Annotated in this window: 19 protein-coding genes; 12 read left to right on the top strand and 7 right to left on the bottom strand. The window is 38.4% G+C overall.

Going from position 1 to position 21831, the window contains the following annotated elements:
* The first annotated feature begins 281 nt into the window (after nucleotides 1-281).
* A complete protein-coding gene (locus tag RTJ53_RS08105; protein ID WP_312276575.1) occupies nucleotides 282-644 on the top strand; it encodes a hypothetical protein in 363 nt (120 codons plus the stop codon).
* 89 nt (nucleotides 645-733) lie between these two features.
* Here the strand turns inward: RTJ53_RS08105 and RTJ53_RS08100 are convergent, their stop codons facing one another.
* The 3 genes from RTJ53_RS08100 to RTJ53_RS08090 all read right to left on the bottom strand — a co-directional run bounded on the left by RTJ53_RS08100 (nucleotide 734) and on the right by RTJ53_RS08090 (nucleotide 4384).
* Complete coding sequence (locus RTJ53_RS08100; RefSeq protein WP_312276574.1) at nucleotides 734-2581, bottom strand: DUF4942 domain-containing protein; 1848 nt, start codon at nucleotides 2579-2581, stop codon at nucleotides 734-736.
* A 256-nt stretch (nucleotides 2582-2837) separates the two neighbouring features.
* On the bottom strand, nucleotides 2838-3839 hold the full coding sequence (locus RTJ53_RS08095) for a recombinase RecT (protein ID WP_312276573.1): 1002 nt from the start codon (nucleotides 3837-3839) through the stop codon (nucleotides 2838-2840).
* A gap of 233 nt (nucleotides 3840-4072) precedes the next feature.
* The gene (locus RTJ53_RS08090; RefSeq protein WP_312276572.1) at nucleotides 4073-4384 is read right to left on the bottom strand and encodes a hypothetical protein; all 312 of its coding nucleotides are present in this window, start codon (nucleotides 4382-4384) and stop codon (nucleotides 4073-4075) included.
* A 220-nt stretch (nucleotides 4385-4604) separates the two neighbouring features.
* Here RTJ53_RS08090 and RTJ53_RS08085 point away from each other — a divergent pair, with 220 nt between their 5' ends.
* Nucleotides 4605-5573, top strand: coding sequence for an IS4 family transposase (locus tag RTJ53_RS08085; RefSeq protein WP_115304568.1), 969 nt, complete (start codon nucleotides 4605-4607; stop codon nucleotides 5571-5573).
* A gap of 89 nt (nucleotides 5574-5662) precedes the next feature.
* On the opposite strand, the gene RTJ53_RS08080 is transcribed toward RTJ53_RS08085, so the two are convergent.
* Nucleotides 5663-7729 carry an alkyl/aryl-sulfatase gene (locus tag RTJ53_RS08080; RefSeq protein ID WP_052024207.1) on the bottom strand — a complete coding sequence of 689 codons (2067 nt, stop codon included), beginning with the start codon at nucleotides 7727-7729 and terminating at the stop codon, nucleotides 5663-5665.
* A 269-nt stretch (nucleotides 7730-7998) separates the two neighbouring features.
* Here RTJ53_RS08080 and RTJ53_RS08075 point away from each other — a divergent pair, with 269 nt between their 5' ends.
* Nucleotides 7999-8967 carry an IS4 family transposase gene (locus RTJ53_RS08075; RefSeq protein ID WP_115304568.1) on the top strand — a complete coding sequence of 323 codons (969 nt, stop codon included), beginning with the start codon at nucleotides 7999-8001 and terminating at the stop codon, nucleotides 8965-8967.
* 147 nt (nucleotides 8968-9114) lie between these two features.
* On the opposite strand, the gene RTJ53_RS08070 is transcribed toward RTJ53_RS08075, so the two are convergent.
* Complete coding sequence (locus RTJ53_RS08070) at nucleotides 9115-9750, bottom strand: thermonuclease family protein (protein WP_312276571.1); 636 nt, start codon at nucleotides 9748-9750, stop codon at nucleotides 9115-9117.
* Between the two features lie 347 nt (nucleotides 9751-10097).
* Here RTJ53_RS08070 and RTJ53_RS08065 point away from each other — a divergent pair, with 347 nt between their 5' ends.
* The 3 genes from RTJ53_RS08065 to RTJ53_RS08055 are packed head-to-tail and all read left to right on the top strand — an operon-like array spanning nucleotide 10098 to nucleotide 12281.
* Nucleotides 10098-10427, top strand: coding sequence for a hypothetical protein (locus tag RTJ53_RS08065; protein ID WP_312276570.1), 330 nt, complete (start codon nucleotides 10098-10100; stop codon nucleotides 10425-10427).
* A 1-nt stretch (nucleotide 10428) separates the two neighbouring features.
* Nucleotides 10429-11217, top strand: coding sequence for a ParA family protein (locus tag RTJ53_RS08060; protein WP_312276569.1), 789 nt, complete (start codon nucleotides 10429-10431; stop codon nucleotides 11215-11217).
* Nucleotides 11214-12281, top strand: coding sequence for a ParB/RepB/Spo0J family partition protein (locus tag RTJ53_RS08055; protein ID WP_312276568.1), 1068 nt, complete (start codon nucleotides 11214-11216; stop codon nucleotides 12279-12281). The genes RTJ53_RS08060 and RTJ53_RS08055 overlap by 4 nt, the downstream gene beginning before the upstream one ends.
* A 58-nt stretch (nucleotides 12282-12339) precedes the next feature.
* Here RTJ53_RS08055 and RTJ53_RS08050 read toward each other — a convergent pair whose 3' ends face one another.
* Nucleotides 12340-13230: an AcrVA2 family anti-CRISPR protein gene (locus RTJ53_RS08050; RefSeq protein ID WP_312276567.1), complete on the bottom strand. Its 891-nt coding sequence runs from the start codon at nucleotides 13228-13230 to the stop codon at nucleotides 12340-12342.
* 233 nt (nucleotides 13231-13463) lie between these two features.
* Between RTJ53_RS08050 and RTJ53_RS08045 the strand changes: the two genes are divergently transcribed.
* From RTJ53_RS08045 to RTJ53_RS08035, 3 genes are read left to right on the top strand one after another with little or no spacing between them, the layout of a single operon-like run.
* Nucleotides 13464-14411 carry a hypothetical protein gene (locus tag RTJ53_RS08045; protein WP_312276566.1) on the top strand — a complete coding sequence of 316 codons (948 nt, stop codon included), beginning with the start codon at nucleotides 13464-13466 and terminating at the stop codon, nucleotides 14409-14411.
* A 16-nt stretch (nucleotides 14412-14427) separates the two neighbouring features.
* The gene (locus RTJ53_RS08040) at nucleotides 14428-14757 is read left to right on the top strand and encodes a hypothetical protein (RefSeq protein ID WP_128681466.1); all 330 of its coding nucleotides are present in this window, start codon (nucleotides 14428-14430) and stop codon (nucleotides 14755-14757) included.
* Nucleotides 14758-14800: 43 nt separating this feature from the next.
* Nucleotides 14801-15880 carry an AcrVA2 family anti-CRISPR protein gene (locus RTJ53_RS08035; RefSeq protein WP_312276565.1) on the top strand — a complete coding sequence of 360 codons (1080 nt, stop codon included), beginning with the start codon at nucleotides 14801-14803 and terminating at the stop codon, nucleotides 15878-15880.
* A 199-nt stretch (nucleotides 15881-16079) separates the two neighbouring features.
* Here RTJ53_RS08035 and RTJ53_RS08030 read toward each other — a convergent pair whose 3' ends face one another.
* On the bottom strand, nucleotides 16080-17393 hold the full coding sequence (locus RTJ53_RS08030) for a site-specific integrase (RefSeq protein WP_138018274.1): 1314 nt from the start codon (nucleotides 17391-17393) through the stop codon (nucleotides 16080-16082).
* A gap of 432 nt (nucleotides 17394-17825) precedes the next feature.
* On the opposite strand from RTJ53_RS08030, the gene RTJ53_RS08025 reads away from it, so the two are divergent.
* From RTJ53_RS08025 to RTJ53_RS08015, 3 genes are read left to right on the top strand one after another with little or no spacing between them, the layout of a single operon-like run.
* The gene (locus RTJ53_RS08025) at nucleotides 17826-18524 is read left to right on the top strand and encodes a DotI/IcmL family type IV secretion protein (RefSeq protein ID WP_128681463.1); all 699 of its coding nucleotides are present in this window, start codon (nucleotides 17826-17828) and stop codon (nucleotides 18522-18524) included.
* Nucleotides 18525-18563: 39 nt separating this feature from the next.
* A complete protein-coding gene (locus RTJ53_RS08020) occupies nucleotides 18564-19754 on the top strand; it encodes a DotH/IcmK family type IV secretion protein (protein ID WP_312276564.1) in 1191 nt (396 codons plus the stop codon).
* 3 nt (nucleotides 19755-19757) lie between these two features.
* Nucleotides 19758-21818: a DotG/IcmE/VirB10 family type IV secretion system protein gene (locus RTJ53_RS08015; protein WP_312276563.1), complete on the top strand. Its 2061-nt coding sequence runs from the start codon at nucleotides 19758-19760 to the stop codon at nucleotides 21816-21818.
* Nucleotides 21819-21831: the final 13 nt, after the last annotated feature.

Genomic DNA, 21831 nt, shown 5'->3' with positions numbered 1-21831 from the left:
AATTTAACTTACGGATGTTTGCAAATAATTACAAAGATTAAATGATTATCCACAAATATTACAGTTCGATATGGTTATCTAATTTGCTTTTCTTAGTATTCAACCTGCCCTCCTAAAAATTAATTATTAGAAAAATACGTGTTAAAAATAATGATATATATATAAAAATACATTAAATATAATGATTTTTATGATTGACACTTAAAATTAACAGTGATAAATTTTCGGTATTGCTTAATTAAGCAATCTAGCAATTTCATGATGATTAAAAGGGAAATCCTATGAAAAGCCTTAGCATTATTTTGGCTGGTATTGTTTCTATCAGCTGCTTTACAATGGCCAATGCTGCCCCTATTCAGCAAACATCGGTTGGGTCTGATCAAACAGCCAATATTGCATTAGGGTTTGAGGGAAAATGCCGTATTGTTAACCTTACCAATGATAAAGTGTTTTATAACGACTTTAATGCTAAGTCGCTAAAAACAGCCAATGCTGCGCCTATGCAGTGGCGTATTATCAGTTCAAATAAGGGTGAACCAAAATTAATCGAAGCTATTAGCAAGCCAGCTATCTCATTTGTTTATAATAAACGTCCAGTGGAATTTGCTGAAAACAGCTACAATATGCAATGTGTGAAATACTAAAAATTAAAAATGGTCTGCTACCGATGTTCAAAACCCCTTGCCTGAACGACAAGGGGTTTTTGATTGGGCAAATTATATAAGTGAAAAACTTAGCTCGCTATTAACTGTTCATCGAAATCAAACACCGTTTGCTGATAATCTTTAGAACACCCCTTTTCTGCCTTCTTCTCCTTCTCAGCTTTGGCATCCTCTAGGTATGTATCGTCAACATTAGCAGTATCTTGAATGTCATCGTTTAATTGCTCCTCGCAATAACCAATACCCATGAAATTTGCGTAGTTAATTGCAATATGCGTTGTGTTTGCAAATGCCTCTGCCACATCGCTAAGATTTTCTTGTAACTCCTCGGCGGCTTGTTCTGCCGACGTTACCCATCCGAATAATTTAGCTATGGCAACGTTGAGCCGTAAGGCAAATTCTTGACTCAGACGAATATGATATGTGCCTTTCTTGTAAAACCGGATATCAAATAGCTCAACAATTTTATCTTGCTTTGTATAGCGGTAAGTAATCTTATGGCCAACATCAATGTAATCATCACAAGTTAAGAAATTTAAGCTCATACCAAGCGTTCTAGCAATTACAATGTAATCGTTGATAATGTCTTTAAGTTCTGCAACATCGGTACGCCCTTGCCAATCTGTTGAGTACCAGTAGTTGCATACTAAACGATACTCCAATTTGCAATGAGAATAAGCCTCCATAATATTTTCAGCATCGCTTTTTCGATGGTAGCTATCAGCATGATATCGCCATTGATTTTTACTAAGTACCTTTTGATTTGATTTATAGGTACTTAAATTATCCTTGTTGGCATGTTTAAAAAACAGCTCTTTGATTTGTTCGTCTGTATAACTATTCGCTCGCTCGATAGCTATAACCGTCATTGCATAACAGTTGCTTACGGTGAAATCTATATTGTAGCAACTTGACAATACATTCTTATATAAGGCGTCGCGACTTCTTTTGGTTAAGCGTGATGTAATCGGCTCATAACAATCTAAAAACTCTCGCCAAAAAACATTTTTTAAACTAGCCATTTCATTTTTAATTGACTTCATCAAAGTTTCACGGCTTATACCCATAATCTTAAGCACTTTAGGACTAATCTTACAAATTGCCTCAAAATCTGCTTTGAGTTGGTCTAAGTCCTTATTATAAAATGTAACCATATCAATGATTGTACCGCCTTGTACGATTAACTCATTAAGCTGTTTGCTTAATACAACTTCTTCTTCGTATTTTGAAAAGTCACTTTGCTTATCAAAGTTTTTAAGCATTTTATCTAATGGATCACTTTTGACACCAATATTAAACTCTACAATATCCCCTTTATATTTTCTTGCTTCATCGCTAATCACGTTTTCATTCAGCACAATACGCAATACATCAATCTTTGCTCGAGCTTTACGGTCAGCATCTAGAAAATCGCCCGAATAGATTACTTTAGCCATCATACCGCGTTGTTTGAGTGCCGCATTAATTAAGTAATTATTCGTCCAGCGTTCAGGGATAACAAGATATACAATCGAAGCAAAACAGTTTCTAATGATGTTATCAGCCCATACATCATATTGCCCAAAAGGAGGGTTGCAAAAAATGACATCGGTTTCTATGCTGGCAAGTGTGGTCTCAAAGAACTCTGTACCCACTAAGGTAACATTGTCCGGTAAGTTTTTAATGTGGGTTATTGCCTTTTCAACGACGAAGGCATCATAAACATGATACGTTTTGCTATCTCTTAATGCTGAGGTTACACGGCAGTCACCAGCTCCAATTTCTAGCAAAATAATATTGGAATTATGAAAATAAGCTTTATTTTCCAGATCTGATTTAATCGCATCAATAATAGCTTCGGTCGTTGGATAAAATTCAAAATCTTCTTGATTGTCTTTTAGGATGTTTACTAATTGATGGGTGCTTGTAATGTGTGTCATGTCGTTACTCCAGTGTCTTTGAGCATTAGATAAAAGCATTATTGCTTGGAATTAAAATAACATCCTGGGGCAATCTATTAAATTTATCTCGGAGCTTTCAACATTGGCATGTAGCTTATAAACGTCTTTTTTTACTATTTTCTTTTATTTACTTAATATTGATACCAAGAAGTTTCTGATATCCAAAGCGGTGAAAATAAAAGACGGTGATAGTTGTTCATACTATCACCGTCTATGTGGGCTGTGCTTTTAGTGACTATTGAAAAAAGCTATTAATCCGGTTAACTTGTTCATCGGTCAAGTCATACCGGTAAAAGATTTCATTATAACTAATTGAACCTCCCATGATTGCGCTTTCCAGTTTTTTCATACCATCTTCATTAAGCTGCATACGTGGCACACTTCCATATTGCGTTTGGGTTTGTTGTTCAGCAACATGCTCATAAACATTACCATCGTCGTTTTGTTCATAGGTATTGTCAATAATTACGCCTGTGCTATCTTTATTATCGAAGGTATCTAGCATTGCGCCATGACCATCAAGGCTAATTGCCTGATTAACATAAATTTGGTTAGCTAATCCACCAAGCGGCGCACCTGATTTCAACAAGTATTTAAGGACGGTCTTTTTACGCATGGCATGTTGATGATGCTGCCATACTGGATTACCTTTACTAAAGTTCTTTTGATGGGCTTCTAATTCACTAATTGTCATAAAATGACTTTCTTGATAGCCGTTTTTTAATTCATAAGCTGCCACATAACCAATAATCTGATTAGGATTGCCTTTACGTGGTGGCACCAATGAGAATAATCGGGCTTGCACTGCTTCTTCATCGTCAAATTCATAAACTTCGGTAACGCTAATACGTTTATACTGCTCAGATTGAATAGCTAGGGCTTTATATCCCTTCCAACCAATTTGAAGTTGAGGAGTGATGCGGTAATCTTTTTTATTATCATCTTCAAACTTTTTAAAAGGAATAATAAACGCTTGACCAAGATTCTTATCAAATTTTAACCCCATCATTGTAACCGCTAGACAAATTGCCACCACGCTTTCAGGTTCAGCTTTAATAAGATCAGGTGAATGACGGACTATATCTAGCAAGTTTGTGACAAATACACTGGTATTAATATTGGCTTTGGCTTCGGTAAGGCGTCTTGTTAAACCATTCATGATATGCTCTTGACGAACATATTTGGCAATCGGATTGTCAGGCTTTTTTTCGGCAGGATTTTGGATGGTATTGCTCATAGGGACTCCAGTTATTTTGAGTTAATGAAAACGATTGTCTGTGTCTAATCACCATTTCATTATAAGTTGATGGAGTTTAATCTTCATGCAATGTCAATGAGGTTGCTACAAGCTTTTAGCTTATTGATTTTTGTTTTACTATTTTCTTTTGATTGGTTATTGTGAGTGGCACAGTTTGTCTCAAGAGCGATTAAAAAACCCGATACATTGTATCGGGTTTTATTATGTCAAACTTATAATCCATTTAATTCCAATGCAAGCATTTGCTGTAATCGAATTTGTTTGTAATCAGTCATCAGCTCGATTTCATTTTGATCACGTATTTGTTTTAATTTTGCTTCACGCGCAACGCGTTCTTGTTCTTGTATGATTAACTTGACCATTAATTGTGACAATGAATGCTGGGAATTTTTTGCATGTACGCATACCCATTCTTTTATTTCTTTAGGTACGCTCAAATTAAGAGCAACTCGCTCTTGTTTGACTTTTGCTTTCTTGGTTTTCTTTGGGATTGTGATGGTCTGTTCAGTATCAAAATTTGTCATAATAGTCTTTATAAATACTCAGCACACGACAAAAAAACGAAAAAGTCTGTTAAAGCAATGGCATAATAACAATTTTTCTCACGAACCACCATTATGCCAAACCTTAACAGACTCAGTGAAATATTAACGCAAAATCTTACAATGAACAAGGCAAGAATTACCTGTTTAAGCCTCATGATAATCGCCCTGATTACCGCCCAAAGCAGTAATCTAAAAAAAAATAGCAAGGCACCTACCTAATAGTGGCAAGACGGACAGTCACTACCGCAGGCTACAGCGATTTATCGCCAGTGCTGTCATCGACTATGACCAACTAGCCATATTGATATATCGGCTATTTGGACTTAGCAAAGTCACCCTTACCATTGACCGCACCAACTGGAAATGGGGGAAAAGCAACATCAACATATTTATGCTAGGGGTGGTCTATAAGGGCATTGCCATACCACTGTACTGGGACATGCTAGACAAACGGGGTAACACAAACCACCTTGAGCGAGCCGAACTCATTGAACGCTTTATCAAGCAGTTTGGTAAAGACAATATTGAGATGATACTGGCAGACAGAGAATTTGTTGGTGAGTTATGGTTTAACTGGCTAACAGCGCATCACATACCCTTTGCCATCCGTATTAAGAAAAACAGCAAAGTTGTGAACCATCACGGCAAACTGGTACAGATTAAAGACTTATTGCGTCATGTCTCCCACAAAGAAACCTATCGACATGGACGGATATTGATAGTCGATGGCTGTGCTGTCCGAGTATTTGCCAAACGTGATAAAGACCATGGTTTAGTGATTGTAGCAACCAATCAGCTACAAACCCTTGATGCGATGACAATTTATGCTAAGCGTTGGGAGATTGAGAGTTTATTTGCTTGTCTTAAAGGTCGTGGTTTTAATCTTGAAGAGACGCATTTGACTAAGATGGATAGGGTGAGTAAGTTAGTGGCAGTCAATGCTTTAGCGTTTTGTTGGGCTTATCATGTCGGTATTCATCATGATAAGCAAAGACCATTAAAACGTAAGCCCAAGTCAAACGGTCGCCCTCAGGCCAGTTTATTTGCATTAGGCTTGGATTTGTTGATTGAGGGCTTGCGTTTGGTGTTGTTGAACAATGATAAAGCCGTATTTCGACAGTTGGTCAGTTTTTTAACCCCCAAACCCATGAAAATTGGTTGGTGCTGATTTTTTGTCGTGTGCAGAGAAAATATATATAACTATTAAGGCCTTGCTGTTAGCAAGGCCTTAATAGTTATAGTCGAAAACAAGCTGCCTTACTCATCTGGCAACACTATACCAAATGAAGAATTAGGCTTCTCAAACAATCTAAAGAAGCCTATCAAGCCAAGTGGATTACCGTCAACCTTAGACTCTTTAGATAACAACATACCTTTAAAATCTGTTTCACCTACTAATAAATCGACAAACATAGCATGAGGTAAATTCAACGTAGCATTAACCTTCTCTTCTACTGGCTTAGAATCATCAACTAAACGATGATGGAGCACTGAGTTCTCAATCCATAAGAGATGGCTTTCATTTAGATCCGTAAAATTAATCACTATCTTAGTGTCTTTATTAGCTGCATCTTCTGATTTTAAACGCACAGCTAAAGTATCGAAAAAGTTAGAGACTGGCGTTTGTAATAATAGGTCTTTAGTAGCGGCAAGATTCACGCTGGTGTTGGATGTTCCTTGACGTAACTCTAAAGCACCGGTCAAATAAACATCACGCCACGGTCCTGATTCCGCTTGATAGCCTAATTGATCATAGCTACGCGCTAGCAGCTCGCGCGCTACTATGTTTTTGGGTTCAACCGATACCAAATGATTCAATAGCTCAGCGGCCCAGCGATAGTTATCCTCATCAAAGGCTTTTTGCGCTTTTAATAATACATTATTACTACCACCAGCTAGATCGACGTAAGCGGTAGCACGTTGTGGATCAGGTAACGGATCTAAATGGGCAGGATTACCATCGTACCATCCTAAATAACCTTGGTAGACAGCACGTGCATTATGTTTTACTGTGCCATAATACTCGCGATTATAGAATTCCTGCGACAAACTAGTAGGCAAAGTAATATCTTCAGCGATCTCGCCTGGTGTCATACCTTTATTCATACGGCGCACGCTCTGATCGTGAATAAATTTATAAGTATCGCGCTGTTGCTTTAAGAATTTCTGAATATTGTCTTGCCCCCACATAGGCCAATGATGACTACCGAAATAGATATCGGCATCACCAAATATATTACGCGCCTCTTCTATATAACCGCTCCATTTCAAAGCATCACGTACCTTTGCACCGCGTAGCGTATACAGATTATGCATATTTCGTGACACCAATTCTGCACCGCCAAAAGCCTTGTATTCTGGTAGATAGAAGGTTAGTTCTGCTGGAGCTTCTGACTCAGGCGTGTACTGAAACTCGAACTTGACGCCATCTATATTTAGTTTAGTAGGAGTGCGATCAATTAATACCGTAGGCTTGGTAATACTGACCTCTCCAAAAGCTGGGCTCTTTCCTAAGCCAGTATCGATATGACCGAATTCATCACGCGCCAAGTCTTTGCCGTACATGTAAACGGCGCGGCGTAGCATAGCATTACCAGCAATGATATTTTCGCTGGTCGCTTCTTCTATAAACCCAGCAGGTGCAATAATTGGAATTTTCTTACGCTCAATATCTTGCTGACTAACAATGCCTAATACTCCGCCGAAGTGATCAACATGACTATGCGTAAATAAAATAGCACTGACGTTGGTTGTATTCGGATAGCGCTTAGCTAGATGCTGCATAGCGAAGTCATAAGCATAGCGCGCGGTTTCTTTTGAGGTCATCGTATCAATAATAATCCAGCCACTATCGCCTTTGATTAACGTCATGTTAGATAAATCAAAACCGCGAACTTGATAAATACCTGGTGTTACCTCGAATAGTCCTTGAATATTATTGAGCTGAGCTTGTCGCCACAGGCTAGGATTGACTGTAGCAGGAGCCTCACCTTCTATAAAATCATAAGCACTCATATTCCAGACGTTCTTCGAGGCGTCTTTAGAGGATGGGATTTTCAAATCTTTAGGACTGGCGATAAGTCCGCGACGCGCGTCTGTGAAATCTTGCTGATCGTTAAGGTTTAATTGTTTGGCGACCTGACTATTAGCTTTGATGGTAGCGGTCGTAGGGGCGCGATTATCACCGCTTACACTAGTCACTGTTCCTGTACGCGCAGGTGCTGAGCTACAAGCTATTAGTAGCATACTGCTACAAAGTAATAACAACTCTTTTGAATGACGAAGATTATTAACTGTGTTTTTTTTATGGCTGATTATTACCATAATAAATTCCTTTTATGAATGGCAGGTTAAAATTAGGCCGTGTTGAACATTGGATATAAATTTCTGCTCAGCACACGACAAAAAAACGAAAAAGTCTGTTAAAGCAATGGCATAATAACAATTTTTCTCACGAACCACCATTATGCCAAACCTTAACAGACTCAGTGAAATATTAACGCAAAATCTTACAATGAACAAGGCAAGAATTACCTGTTTAAGCCTCATGATAATCGCCCTGATTACCGCCCAAAGCAGTAATCTAAAAAAAAATAGCAAGGCACCTACCTAATAGTGGCAAGACGGACAGTCACTACCGCAGGCTACAGCGATTTATCGCCAGTGCTGTCATCGACTATGACCAACTAGCCATATTGATATATCGGCTATTTGGACTTAGCAAAGTCACCCTTACCATTGACCGCACCAACTGGAAATGGGGGAAAAGCAACATCAACATATTTATGCTAGGGGTGGTCTATAAGGGCATTGCCATACCACTGTACTGGGACATGCTAGACAAACGGGGTAACACAAACCACCTTGAGCGAGCCGAACTCATTGAACGCTTTATCAAGCAGTTTGGTAAAGACAATATTGAGATGATACTGGCAGACAGAGAATTTGTTGGTGAGTTATGGTTTAACTGGCTAACAGCGCATCACATACCCTTTGCCATCCGTATTAAGAAAAACAGCAAAGTTGTGAACCATCACGGCAAACTGGTACAGATTAAAGACTTATTGCGTCATGTCTCCCACAAAGAAACCTATCGACATGGACGGATATTGATAGTCGATGGCTGTGCTGTCCGAGTATTTGCCAAACGTGATAAAGACCATGGTTTAGTGATTGTAGCAACCAATCAGCTACAAACCCTTGATGCGATGACAATTTATGCTAAGCGTTGGGAGATTGAGAGTTTATTTGCTTGTCTTAAAGGTCGTGGTTTTAATCTTGAAGAGACGCATTTGACTAAGATGGATAGGGTGAGTAAGTTAGTGGCAGTCAATGCTTTAGCGTTTTGTTGGGCTTATCATGTCGGTATTCATCATGATAAGCAAAGACCATTAAAACGTAAGCCCAAGTCAAACGGTCGCCCTCAGGCCAGTTTATTTGCATTAGGCTTGGATTTGTTGATTGAGGGCTTGCGTTTGGTGTTGTTGAACAATGATAAAGCCGTATTTCGACAGTTGGTCAGTTTTTTAACCCCCAAACCCATGAAAATTGGTTGGTGCTGATTTTTTGTCGTGTGCAGAGTTATAAATAATATGTTGGATAAAGAAAAATGATAATTGGTTTTCAACATTTTAAAAAACAAAACAAACGTTGTAAACCTATGAGTTATTAATTTTACTGTAATTTTTATAGATTCCTCCGCATAAATACTATTTTTTAAGTTTACGCCAGACCCAAGGAGCTTGGGGATTTGTTTCATGCCACAAACCGATACCTTTTTGTCTAGCAGCCGATTGCCCGGCAGCTAATTTCGTTCGCATAGAGTAAGGGACTTCATTGGCATATTGCTCATAAAACCACGCATGACCACCTAACACTTGCTCAATATTGCAATTAACTCGATTAACTTCCACGATGCCTAGAACACGGCCATAACCATCCTTTTTATTATAATGTACTTGGCCATTACCATTGGCTATACAGTTTTTTAGTGCTTCACGACTTTGTATTCCATAAGACTGTGCTTTTTCCGGGGCATCAATACCTAGCAATCTGACACGTACTCGTTGCCCCATAATCTTAAAAGAGATAGTATCGCCATCACTAACAGTTATATCGAATTTATTGTGTGGTAACTCTATCGTTTGATTAAAGCCTTGTTCAGTCGTTAAAGAGCTTGCTGGCAAGTTAGAAGTTATATATTTACCTGTTTGCTTAGTTATTTGCTGTATGCTTTCGTTTTGCGATACCGCAGCAACTTTATCTTTGACCGTATCAATATCCTGTTTACATCCTACAACCGTAATAGTAGTGACTACAGCCAATGATATTAACGCTACTTTCATTGATTATCCTATTTATAAAATATTGTTGACTTAAGTTTGCGTCGACGCAAACTTTTAAAGGAATAAATTAAATAATATATGATTATTATTGATTATATAACTAAATCTCTTAAATGATAAGTCATAATATATCTAACAAATGTTTGCTTAAGTTTGCGTCGACGCAAACTTTTTACCTTATATTGGAGAGTCACCAATTTTTCTATATTTTATATCTCATATCCCTTTAAAAATTTATTTTAAATCCAGAACATTATAAAATATTTTAAAAACATTAAATTTTAATTGTCAAAATAGTTCATGTGGGCTATTATATTTATGCGAGCAACATATTAAAGGTTATCAACATGGTTAAATCCAGTGATTTAATGGGCGTTGTATCTGACAAAGAGTTTAATACGGCATGCCAAAAAACACGAATAAGGGACAAAGCAAGACAAGTTGCTTATGATGTTTTAGTGGCCGGATTAGATATCAAGGAAGTTGCAGCAAAAAACAAAATGAGCTATCAAAGGGTAAAAAATATTTGTGTACGTGTTTTCAGTGAGGTTGAGTGTTCTGATTCAGTAGAGTTTACTGTGAAGATGCCAGCCGAAATTGCACCGTATGCACAGCAAGTATTAAATACCATCAAAACCATCTATGAGTTAAGAAACAGTAAGAAAGGACAAGATTAATATGAAAAAATTAGCAATATCTAATCAAAAGGGTGGGGTAGGTAAGACAACCATTGCCGTTCACATTGCTTTGCAAGCTTATAAAATGGGGCATAAAGTTTTATTTATTGATATTGATACCCAAGCCAACTCGTCATTATTCTTTGAGCATTATTTGGAGAATAACCAAGAGCAAATGGGTAATGCTGCAAGCTTACCAACAGTCTCACTATTTGAAGAAAACTCAGATTTATCAGCATTTGATGACCAACGCTTTGGGTTACTTTATTCAACTAATGACCTGGCCTCTGTTTTAGGAAATCCTGATATTGATATTGCTGTTTGGGCAAATAATTTGCAAAAGCTTGATGATAAATTTGATATCTGCGTGATTGATACGCCGCCTACGCTTGCTATCAGTCAAATTGCCGCAATGGTTGTAGCTGATTATGTATTGTCACCAATCGAATTGAGTACCTATTCTGTTCAAGGTGCGATAAATTTGATCACTACTATGAATAATATTAAAGACGACTACAACCCTAATTTATTATTTTTGGGTCTGCTACCGTCACGCGTTAATAAAAATAATAATCGACAGTTAAGCATTTTGGCTGAGTTAAAAAATGAATATAACCACTTGCTATACCCGAATGATTTAATGTTATTGGAACGTCAAGCATTCGCTGACACATCTGCATTAAACTTACCAGTTTGGGAAATTCAAGAACACGCAGCTAGAAAGGTTGCTGCAAAATCACGGCCAGTATTTACTGATATCGTTAATAGAATGATAGGAGATAAGAAATGAGCCTAGGTAATTTATCAAAGTCATTAGCAGGTTTGAAAGCCGGACAGCTTTTAAATAAGCCACATGTTGATACAGTCAATAAATTTGATATTAGCAAAATCCACGAAGATAAAGATAATGCTCGCAAAGAATTTAATGATGAGACGTTAGATGAATTGGCAGAAAGTATCAAACAAAATGGCGTTATATCGCCGATATCATTGCGACCTCATGACACGATTGAAGGTGAATACATTATCAATCATGGTCACCGTCGGTTACGTGCATCAAAGCTCGCTGGTTTGACTGAAATCCCTGCCTTTTTAGATATTAATATTAACTCGTTCGGACGACTAATTGAAAACATCCAGCGTGAAGATTTAAACCCATTAGATATCGCCAATCAATTAAAGATTTATCTTGATAATGGTGAAACTAATCGAAGCATTGCTCAAAAAATTGGCAAGAGTGAAACTTGGGTTTCACGTCATCTTGGCTTGCAAGATTCGCCTGAGCTTGTTAAAAAAGCAATTAACGATGGTAAAATTAAATCGGTGGAAGCAGCGAGAACGCTTGCTACCCTGACTAAAGAACATCCTGAGGAAGTAAATAAGTTTATTGAGCATACCCAGGGTGATATCTCTCAGATAAAGGTTCGTGAATTAACTAAAAAGTTGAAAGGGGAGGAGGATGATACCCCAACCCAAGGAACTGAAAGTAAGTTGGCTAATACGCCTATTGAAACAGCCGAAAGTCAAAGAGATCAATCATCTGAAAGTATAGATGCAGACGAAGTTGGCGCAGTAAGTGCGAAAACCACCCAGCAAGACGACTTTGTACTCAAGGCTCAGGATAAGTCAGCTGACACCGCTGTTAACAATAAGAGTGCTGCATCTACAACCTCGACATCAAGCCAGCCGGTTAAACAGCCGTCAGTTGAAATTGTTGAGTTATTTGTTGGGTTATTAGATAGCATTTCGTTAGATGAGACACAGTTGGAATTACTTAACGAAAAACTTTCAGAACAGGCGTATGATCGACGCTTTGACAGCCTCCGCCAATTTCTCCAAAATAAGCACTCGTGAATTAATTGCTAAAAACTAAAAGGCTTGCATCACGCAAGCCTTTTTCTTAACTGTCAAATTATCTTCCCTTCCAATAGATATATTTTATATTACGACCTTGATAATTTAGCTTATACTTTAAGTTAAATCGTCCAGGTTCTCTTTGTTCAAGAGGCAAGTTTAATTGTTTATGATATTCACTGCCCAATAACCACTCAGTAATATTTTGTGCTTTTAATAATTCTCTAGAATGGGACCCACGGCTAATCTTTGTACGACTCGGTGTACCAGCGCGATCTAGGGATTTAAAAACAGCATTAGAACTTATTGTATATAGAACCATATTAATAAATGGTGTTAGTAAGACTATGAGCTGCTGGCGAGAAGAACAGGCTAAGTTACTGTTTAATGCACCCAATTCAATACTGCCTATGCTATCTTTTACAGTTACATGATCATCGCGACTGATTGGCAAGCTAATGGTCATTAGCCCCTTCTCAGTATCAAATGCAAGTTGCAAGGCTAAAGTGTTTTTTATGGTATCTTGAATGATATAAGCATAAAAGCCATAGCATCTAACTCCATTAATTGAATAGTCATACGTGTCGATATAGGCACTATATTCACGTAATTTTAATAAAATACTACTTGGCAAATTTTCAGGCATGTTTGAAATCAGTAATTGCTCAAATAACGGTCGTCTAAATTTGTAAATACTTTTGCTTGTGTCCCAAGTAGAAGCGATGAAAACCGATAAAAATTCGGTGTCAGGGATCATTGATTGTTGAGCTTCTTCATAATTATTTAATACCTGCCGCCAGCCTTGTTCAGACATATAGCAAAACGTATTCCAGTTTTGAAAAAGCTTCCCCTTATGTTGACGCACGTAATCAATATAGGACTCAACAGAAGGATATTTTGATTTAATTGCTGATAATAAGAGCGTAGGGCGACTTTCTTTGATTGTCATATTATGGCCCTTAACTCACCAATATTTTGTTCACAGATTTAAGACATAATACGCGATTGTTGTTCATAGATACTCCAGTTAATTTGAGTGTATATAGCGAATATATATTATATTGATAAAGCAATATGTAATATATATAATGTTTTTTAACGTAAATTAATTTAGTTTTAGTAGGTAAATCCTCGAAAAACTACAAGTTAAAGCTGGGTACATCAGTTAGTCGGAAGCAAATAATGACACCAATTTTTGAGATTGAGCAAGTTCTTGATAACACACATTTGTCAACTCCTCATTATCTATTTAAAGGTCACTTATCAGATGACGATTTTGAGTTTCAAGCTTTTCAATCTCTGACGGATTTTGTTATTGGCAAAGACAAGGTTAAAGTACCATATTTAATACAGTCCCAACATGACAAACCTTCTGAGTTTGACGAAAAAACCGATGAATATTTTACTGGCAAGAAAAGTAGTATTTATCCATCAAAAATAGTGTTTGTTGATAAGACGTTGGCCATGTTGCGCGAACAAGCAAAACAATCATTTATTGTTACTGCCCAGCGTAAATTATTTGAAAAGCACAAGTTTGATTACCTTGACGTATTAAGCTTGGTTTTGGATGAAGATATAGACCATTGCAAGGATCATTTCAAAGCAACCGCCGAAGTGTCTCGTATCATTCAAAAGGGTTTAGAAGCAGGATATTTTTCAGAGGAATTTAATGACCCTGAGCTTGAGTATCAGGTTGTCAGTTATAACAAGAAACATATCCGGCTCAATGATGCTCAGCTAATCATAGAGTGCGATACAAAGAATAATTATTTTTTGATTAATGTGGTATGTAATAGTCTGAACATTCACATTGATGCACGTATCGCAATTTCACGCTATCTTCAAACGATTGGTGAAAGTGCCAAATATTTTGATGAAAATAAACGCATTATGATGACTGCCACAGCTGGCGTGTATGATAAATTTGTCATCATTAAGAATCACGATAAGGGCCGCTTTATTTCAAAAAATGAAGTGAATTTGACAACTATGCTAAAAGATGGGACTGACCCAAACAGTGATATGGGCGATGGTATCTATGTTTTTCCAAGCTATCAAGAGGCCTGGTTATATGCGTTCAAATATGCACCTAACACTGATATTCTAGTAGGTTATGTAAAGACATCATAATTATAAGAGATAAAAAATGACTAATGACACTATGAAAACATGCTATCAGGGCTATTATGAGGGTGAGCAGTATGTACCTGTCGATAAGTTTTCTGACGCATATTCCTCTATCCGTAGCAGAAGCTCGAAAGCCAATCATCGTCAGGTTGCTGCGGCAAACCTGCGACCAAAATTGCGGACTGCTAAAAAAAGTTCAACTGGCGAGTTTAAGTATGAGGCTAAAAACTCTACCCAACATTTACTAAGCTTCTCATTGACTGAGTATTATAAGAATTTAAGCGGTGTGATCACATTATCGGCTTTTATCGTAACTTTGTTGCTTATGATGAAGTTTTGGGCGATTTGAATTTAACGCATGGAAAGAGAGCGATATGTTGAATAGAGAATCAATGGATGATGATCCGTTTGAATTTATGCACAGGGTTAATCGGATGTTTTCAGACCGTAAATTAGATTTTAATTTATTATCGAAAAACTACTTATTGCGTAAAGAAGAAAAGTTGAAAGAGGATCAAGCCTATATAGACATGTCTTTTCTAATGGGCTACATTGCACATAAATATAATATGAGGCGTAACGGGGATGGAACTTTAACATTAGGACAAAATACTGACAATCCGTTAGCTGGCAAAGACGCCTTTTCATTAGCCATGTTTGCGACATGGCGTTTAAAACCACACATTTATGAAATTGACACCGACTTGTTTGAGCAAGTTCAGCATTCACCACTGCCTTATGAAACACCTTCATTGATCTTCAACAACCTGCCAGCATGGGCAGTTTACATCAAACTAAAAGACCATCACTTAAATTTGTCTATGCCGGACGGTAGCATTCAGCTTTTAAAATGTCATGGATTTTGGGCATATAAAGTTTATATGGATAGTAAAGTTTGGGTATTGATTTATCCGCATATCAGTCAAGACGAGATAGATAAAACAACCAATATTAAAAATTACATGCCAACTTCTTTTTTTATCATAGATAGCCAATATAACCTACTTGAAAGTTTACATTACGGCTCGTCACGCATACTTGATGAGAAGCAAGTTAAAAACTTACGTCCTGATATATGGGATATGCACATTAACAATTCTCGGCTATATTTAAGCCTTTTATTATTACTGTGTGTAGAAAGCCCCCAAATTGAAGATAATTTGGGGCATGATGTTGATTTAGATTATTTAAGACGATTGCCATCAGTTCAACCTAAGACTAAACGCTTTATTGCTCCTGATAAACCTAGCATATTTCATGTCGGTCGAAGGTTAGGCGGTGAAATTAGGGGTTTTAAACGTCAACTTGAGCTAGGTTCGCCTACTTTAGTTTCAATGAAACCTCACATACGCCAAGCGCATTGGCATTGTTACCGCTATGGAGAAGGTCGTAAACAATTTAAATTGAAGTTTCTTGCGCCAATTTTTGTGAATATGGCTTCGCCTGATAACCTAGAAGATACTAAACATTAAAAACATTTTTAGACTGATAATTAATTGTTTGTTCATTATTTGTCGATTATTAGGGCATCGTTAGTATATTGTCAATATAGATGGGCTTGACGTTATTAAACTTAAAACCGTAAAAATCCAAGGGTAGTTCGTTTGATTGAGGTAACAGTTTATCAAATGCAACATACAATGTATTGTTATACTATGCAATTACTTGCTGTCACTCGAATGGCGAAGGCCCATTGTTCTGTTTGATAGATGGGTTAGGAGCAACTTCCTTAACCAATTTAGCTTGTTTTTCGATTAGATTTGATTTTAATACCACTTGTTTCATATTGATGGGGTGGGGAGAGAGTTTTGATCGTCCACTTGCTGATCCAACTTTGCCATAGTGTCGTCGAGCAGTGGATGTACTTGAATGGCCAAAAATTGCGGCAATTTGTAGGTCGCTAAACCCTGCAAACTTTGCATTGGCAATGGCTTGGTGACGAGTAGAGTAGAGGCTCACTTGCTGTTTGATTGGCGGTTTACCCCGGTACAGCTTCATCTTAGCATTCGCTTTCTTTTGGTTGGCATTATAATCAGCGCGTCTTTTCACAAAATTTGCTTGTAAAATTTTAGCAAGACTTTGCTCATTATTTTCCATATACCGAATTGTATCTTGAAGCTTGGTCATAAATCGTTTGTAGTAATCATTTGGGCTAAAAATACCAAGGGACTCAACATAGCTATTACTCAGTTTGATCCAATCAGTGATTAGACCAAGTTCTCTTTGACTTAGATGGTCAAGGCAAATATATCTATAATCGCCACAGGCTCGGCCCTGTGAATTTTTAAAATTTTTCAAGCATAAGTATATCTCGCCAGTCTGTATATCCTCGCCAAGAAAAACCTTTGCGGTAATATCCTTCTGCTTTTTAAAATGTTCGGTCAATTCTAGCTCGTCGATTGATAATATCTGAGTATCAAACCATTCTGCTGGCCTTAATCCCACAATCACATTTGCCTGTAAAAACTTAAGGCTTTCCTTAGCATACCGGTAATCATTAGGTAGCTTACAAATTTCGGTAAATGCTTCAATAAATCCACTTGGTACAGCCTTCAACTTCATCGTACTGGTATTAGCTTCTGCATGCGCCTTAATATCTCTTGAGGTTATAAGCTTGGCTGTTTCATCATTGGTAATCGCCACCATTTTGTCATACAGCTCATTAGCTTCTTTGTAGGTCAAGCTCGCCTTAATTAAAGGACTAATGCCGTATTCTTCCTCATAGGCCACCAAAGATAGGCCAAAACATAACGATGCTTTGTACTGTCTTACCGTATTGCTCTTAATCTTGCCATCTATTCGTTTGCGACGTATCTGAGCAATTTTTTCATCCAACTTCCCATATAAGTTTCTATTTGGCAAAAGACCAGTAATACCTTGAAAACGTGCAAGATAGGACTGGACCGTTGAAGCCTGTGTATTAGCCAAAGTTTGTTTGGCATTTAATGAAAAATCCGAGCGATAGTTTGTAATAAATTCACGCATAACTAATTAAAAATAATAATTTCAAGTGATTTTTAATAGAAAATATCATAATATATTCAATGATACTTTCAGTAGGAAATTTAAGCGATGCTTAGACTTATTAAGGACAAAAAAAACACCAAAGATGAAGATAAAATATGGTTGTATGTCCCTGAAACACCGCATAATGACCCAAATAGCAAGTGGCGAAAAATTGATACGGATTTCCTAGTCCAGCCGGATATCTTAAAAAAACAACGTGCTATAAATGCAAAAATTATAACATTTTTTAGTTATATAATTATGTTTCTTTGTACTTGCATATTTTTGGGAATTATTAAGCTACTTTTTTTTACTAAATATGAGAATGTATATCTCGATGACGGCACTTATCACAGCTGCGTAGTCGGAAATGAAAGTGTAGAACCGTATCAATATCAATAGGAAAAAATAATGTCACAGCAGCTAGATAATGAACAGATTACCGCCTTAATTTTTAGCGCACAGCAAGGAGCAGCGTCTCTTACTCGCGAGAATACCCAGCTAGTAGAGTACGTCGCTGGTCAGCGAAAACAAATTATGCGTTTGGTGCTAGTGGTTTTAGCATTAACCGTTTTATTAGTCGCCATGTTGGTGGTTTTTATGTTTTATCCAAAAAACCGTTATATCGCTACAAAAGACAATAAGGCGATCTGTGCTGTTGAACCAACCAAAAATCCCAACTTAACCGATGTAGCTATTGCTGATTTTGCTAAGGATGGGGTAGTAGGGCTATATAGCTTTAGCTATGTGAATTATATGTCGCATGTAGATGATGTACTTGGAAGATACTACACACCATCCGGCCGCAAAGATACAGTCACAGCCATTCAACCAATGGTTGAGACGGTGAAAAATCAAGCATTAACGATTAATGCTGGCATATTAGGCGCGGCAAAAATTGAACAGACAGGGGTAAACAATTTAGGTCAACCATTTTGGATTGTTCGCTATCCAATGGTTATTGATGTTTATTCAGGTGGTAAACAACCAGTTAGCCAACAATACTATATTGCCACGGTTCGCGTATTGGCAGATACCGCATCGGCCATCAATCCAAGAGGATTGGGTATTACGTCCGTGACACTTATCCCTACTGAATCGCCAAGATAAAGCTTCAAGCATCCTACCTATTTATTCAATGGAACCCCTATGAAAAAACATTTACTTGCACTGTTAACAGCGATAGCAGCGGTACGTGTTACAGCTGCACCCCTACCACCGAATACGATGGATATGTCGAATTATTCAGGTCAGGCGCAATCTTTTTCACAACAAACACAATCGCCCATTCTAAATCAGACCCCAATGGATATTCAGCCGTTCGTTGCTCCAAGCACTAGGACAATGGTGAATAATGAGGTCAATGAATACTTAGGCTCAAACTTAACGCCTCAGCAATTCCAGCAGCTTAAAACCTTATTGCTTGAGCAGCAACGAATTGCTGCCACGCCTTATAACCAATTACCAAACCCAGTGGTTCGTTCATTAGCTGTCGATTTATCGCCTGGTAAAACACCCCCAATCGTGCGTGTTGCAAAAAATATGCTAACTTCGATTGTATTTACCGACATGGAGGGTAATCCTTGGTATATCGAAAAGGTAGCATTAAACCGCAATCAATTTTCTGACGCTAACTCACAAAGTACCATTGCAGCAGCCCAGGCAAACACCCAAGCTGTTCAGGCAGCTGCCGACACCACAACTGGGTCCAACCTAACGCCAGCCAATCGAGCTTCAAGCAATATAAACGATGATAATGGCTATACAGCCTCACAAAATGCCAATGGCATTAACTCAAGCGGCAATAGCGATCCTAAAGCCAATCTGACCAATATTCTTACATTAGAGCCAAAACAAGCGATTGACTATGGTACGGTTTCAATCACATTAAGAGGCAAAGCAACGCCTGTTATTTTTCTTGTAGCCTCAGGTCAAAGCGAAGTTGATATCAGATTAGATGCCAAGATTGCAGGTAAAAATCCGGATGTTGATCAATCATCCGTATCGCCGTTTGCTGCTATTTCCGGTAATAGTCTTGCAAGTACGCCCGACCAAGATGCCATTGCACTCGCGTTTTTAGACGGTAATCCACCTAACGATGCCACCCCTCTAACTTCTTCCGATAGCGCAGTTAGAGGCTGGGAATACAACGATAAGTTATATGTTAAAACGCGTTTTGATGTTTTATATCCAAATTTCATGTATAGAGCGGCAAGTTCTGACGGCACAAAAATCTATCGTTTTGACCAAGGCGTTAATGACATCACCTTTTTACAACGTCGAGGGCAACCTGTAACCGTGTCCTTTGAGCAAAATTCTTTACCTTATTACGAGAGATAAAATATGGCTAACAGTAATCGAGAGTTTGAAGATGATATCGAAGGTTCAGGTGATATTTATGGTCCTGTAAAAGGCTTATCCGCGATAGGTATGCCTGACTATGATAAATCTAGGCAAATAATGCAAGAAGTTGAGAAAAAACAGAACTTCGAGAATTTAAAATCAATGACATACACCACGCCATCAACTGAACCGATTGTTGGCGACGCCCCCTCATTTAACCATCCTACTGAGTCTATTGAGCCTAGCACTACGACAGATACCTATCGTCCTACCCATAACACACAAGCTGATATCCCAGCTATTGATGAAAGTATTTATGATATTAACGTGCCGATGCCAGTAAAGGGTACTAGCATTAATCAAAAGCCTGGCGACGAATTATATGTGGAGCCTGAGGTTAGAGCGGCTAAGGTTAATTCATTGCCAGCTGTTTTAGCAAACCCTAAGTCACGCATAATGCTGTTTGCTGGTGGTGTTATGACGCTTGCAATCATTGGTGGGTTGTCTTATGCCTTCACCGGCGATAGCAAAAAATTAAGTGACACTGATAGCGGTGAAGCAGGTGTTGAGCTTAAGACCGACCCTAACGCGCCACTAAATGAGCAACAAGCTCGTTATGATATGCGTCGCCGCCAAGGTGAAGCATCTGAATTAGCCGCTCAAGGGGTAACAAATGCACCTTCATTAGCGACCATGCCAGCTAGTGCCACACAAGCAACAGGTGGCATTTCTAACGTATCGGCTACTGAAATTGCCGAAAAATATCGCGGTGTTAATTATCGAACCGCAGATATTAATAAAATACCTGACAATGAACGCTTACTATATGCCAATAGTCAGGCAGCCAATGGTGAGCGTATGCAATATTACCAAGAACCACTGTCTGATAGCTCGATATATCAACCTAAAGATACTCGGGGCGGCGAGGTGTTGACTTATATCGCAGGTGGTATCACGATCAAACCCGATGATTACGAACAACGATTGCAGCGAGCGATGCAAGCTGAAAATCAAAATAACTCAGGTTCTCAGCAAGCCCAATCGCAAAATAACAATGGTCAGTCTCAGGGGCAGTCACAGCCACAACCCGACCTTGTTTATGAGAATATACAGAAGTCGCTTGGCGCAGACTATGACGCTTATACCACTGAGCGCAATGCACAACAAGCAAGGTTGGCCGAACAGCGGTCGCAATATCAGCAACAAGCAGCGGCTTTAGCACAGAGCCGACAAGCGGTAGCAAAAAATGCCCTAAACCAGTCAATCCAAATGCTGACGGCAAGTAATAATGCTAGTAACAATTATACTGCCCAAATATACGGTCAAAAATATAACGCAGCTAATCGCAATTATGCACAGCCATCTACGGTTACTGGTAATGGACTTTACGGCTCCAACAGCTTATCAACCAATGCCAATGCTAAATCAACAGCGAGTAATTTGCTCCCAAAAAATATTATTCGGGCCGGTACAAGCTTTCCTGTCGTCGTAACCAATACAGTAAACTCCGACAACGGTTCTACCGTGACAGCGCAGGTGGTTGGTGGTGTGTTTAACGGGTCAAAAGTGTTTGGTCAGATTGAGCCGCAGGGCAGAAACATAGGCGTTTCGTTTACTGCATTACAACCAAAAAACCCACGCCAGTCACTTATACCCATTAATGCCATTGCTTTAACACTTTCAAATAGTGGTGGGGTAGCAAGTAAAGTAGATCGTCACTACTTCCAAAACTATCTAACAGCCTTGGCGCAAGCAGGGATTGAGGGTTACGGCAATGCTTATGCTGAGTCAAACACTACAACACGTACCACGGATGAAGGTACGGTCATTGTTTCGAGGGGAGGGGCAGACGCTAAACAAGTCCGAGGACAAATACTATCGTCACTAGCTGGGCGGTTAAATCAAGACATCGGTGTATTTGCTAATCGTCAACCAACGTACATTATTCGACAGGGTACACCGTTAAGTATGACATTGGTTTCCAACGTTGACACAACCGCTAGTACGGCGTCGCTAAACTTAAACAGTTCGCGAACATCCAATACAGCAAGACAGCAATAAGTTATATTAAGGA

The sequence above is a fragment of the Moraxella sp. CTOTU46711 genome (assembly GCF_031975715.1).
GTDB lineage: Bacteria > Pseudomonadota > Gammaproteobacteria > Pseudomonadales > Moraxellaceae > Faucicola.
Note: the sequence above shows the minus strand (reverse complement) of the source record. Positions and strands in the feature narration are given on the sequence as shown.

Bases quoted from the DNA above. Each gene is read 5' to 3' on its own strand.
- RTJ53_RS08025 (WP_128681463.1), top strand. From the start codon at position 17,826: ATGTCACAGCAGCTAGATAATGAACAGATTACCGCCTTAATTTTTAGC.
- RTJ53_RS08065 (WP_312276570.1), top strand. From the start codon at position 10,098: ATGGTTAAATCCAGTGATTTAATGGGCGTTGTATCTGACAAAGAGTTT.
- RTJ53_RS08050 (WP_312276567.1), bottom strand. From the start codon at position 13,230: ATGACAATCAAAGAAAGTCGCCCTACGCTCTTATTATCAGCAATTAAA.
- RTJ53_RS08035 (WP_312276565.1), top strand. From the start codon at position 14,801: ATGGATGATGATCCGTTTGAATTTATGCACAGGGTTAATCGGATGTTT.
- RTJ53_RS08090 (WP_312276572.1), bottom strand. From the start codon at position 4,384: ATGACAAATTTTGATACTGAACAGACCATCACAATCCCAAAGAAAACC.
- RTJ53_RS08055 (WP_312276568.1), top strand. From the start codon at position 11,214: ATGAGCCTAGGTAATTTATCAAAGTCATTAGCAGGTTTGAAAGCCGGA.
- RTJ53_RS08080 (WP_052024207.1), bottom strand. From the start codon at position 7,729: ATGGTAATAATCAGCCATAAAAAAAACACAGTTAATAATCTTCGTCAT.
- RTJ53_RS08020 (WP_312276564.1), top strand. From the start codon at position 18,564: ATGAAAAAACATTTACTTGCACTGTTAACAGCGATAGCAGCGGTACGT.
- RTJ53_RS08100 (WP_312276574.1), bottom strand. From the start codon at position 2,581: ATGACACACATTACAAGCACCCATCAATTAGTAAACATCCTAAAAGAC.
- RTJ53_RS08105 (WP_312276575.1), top strand. From the start codon at position 282: ATGAAAAGCCTTAGCATTATTTTGGCTGGTATTGTTTCTATCAGCTGC.
- RTJ53_RS08095 (WP_312276573.1), bottom strand. From the start codon at position 3,839: ATGAGCAATACCATCCAAAATCCTGCCGAAAAAAAGCCTGACAATCCG.
- RTJ53_RS08030 (WP_138018274.1), bottom strand. From the start codon at position 17,393: ATGCGTGAATTTATTACAAACTATCGCTCGGATTTTTCATTAAATGCC.
- RTJ53_RS08045 (WP_312276566.1), top strand. From the start codon at position 13,464: ATGACACCAATTTTTGAGATTGAGCAAGTTCTTGATAACACACATTTG.
- RTJ53_RS08040 (WP_128681466.1), top strand. From the start codon at position 14,428: ATGACTAATGACACTATGAAAACATGCTATCAGGGCTATTATGAGGGT.
- RTJ53_RS08070 (WP_312276571.1), bottom strand. From the start codon at position 9,750: ATGAAAGTAGCGTTAATATCATTGGCTGTAGTCACTACTATTACGGTT.
- RTJ53_RS08060 (WP_312276569.1), top strand. From the start codon at position 10,429: ATGAAAAAATTAGCAATATCTAATCAAAAGGGTGGGGTAGGTAAGACA.
- RTJ53_RS08015 (WP_312276563.1), top strand. From the start codon at position 19,758: ATGGCTAACAGTAATCGAGAGTTTGAAGATGATATCGAAGGTTCAGGT.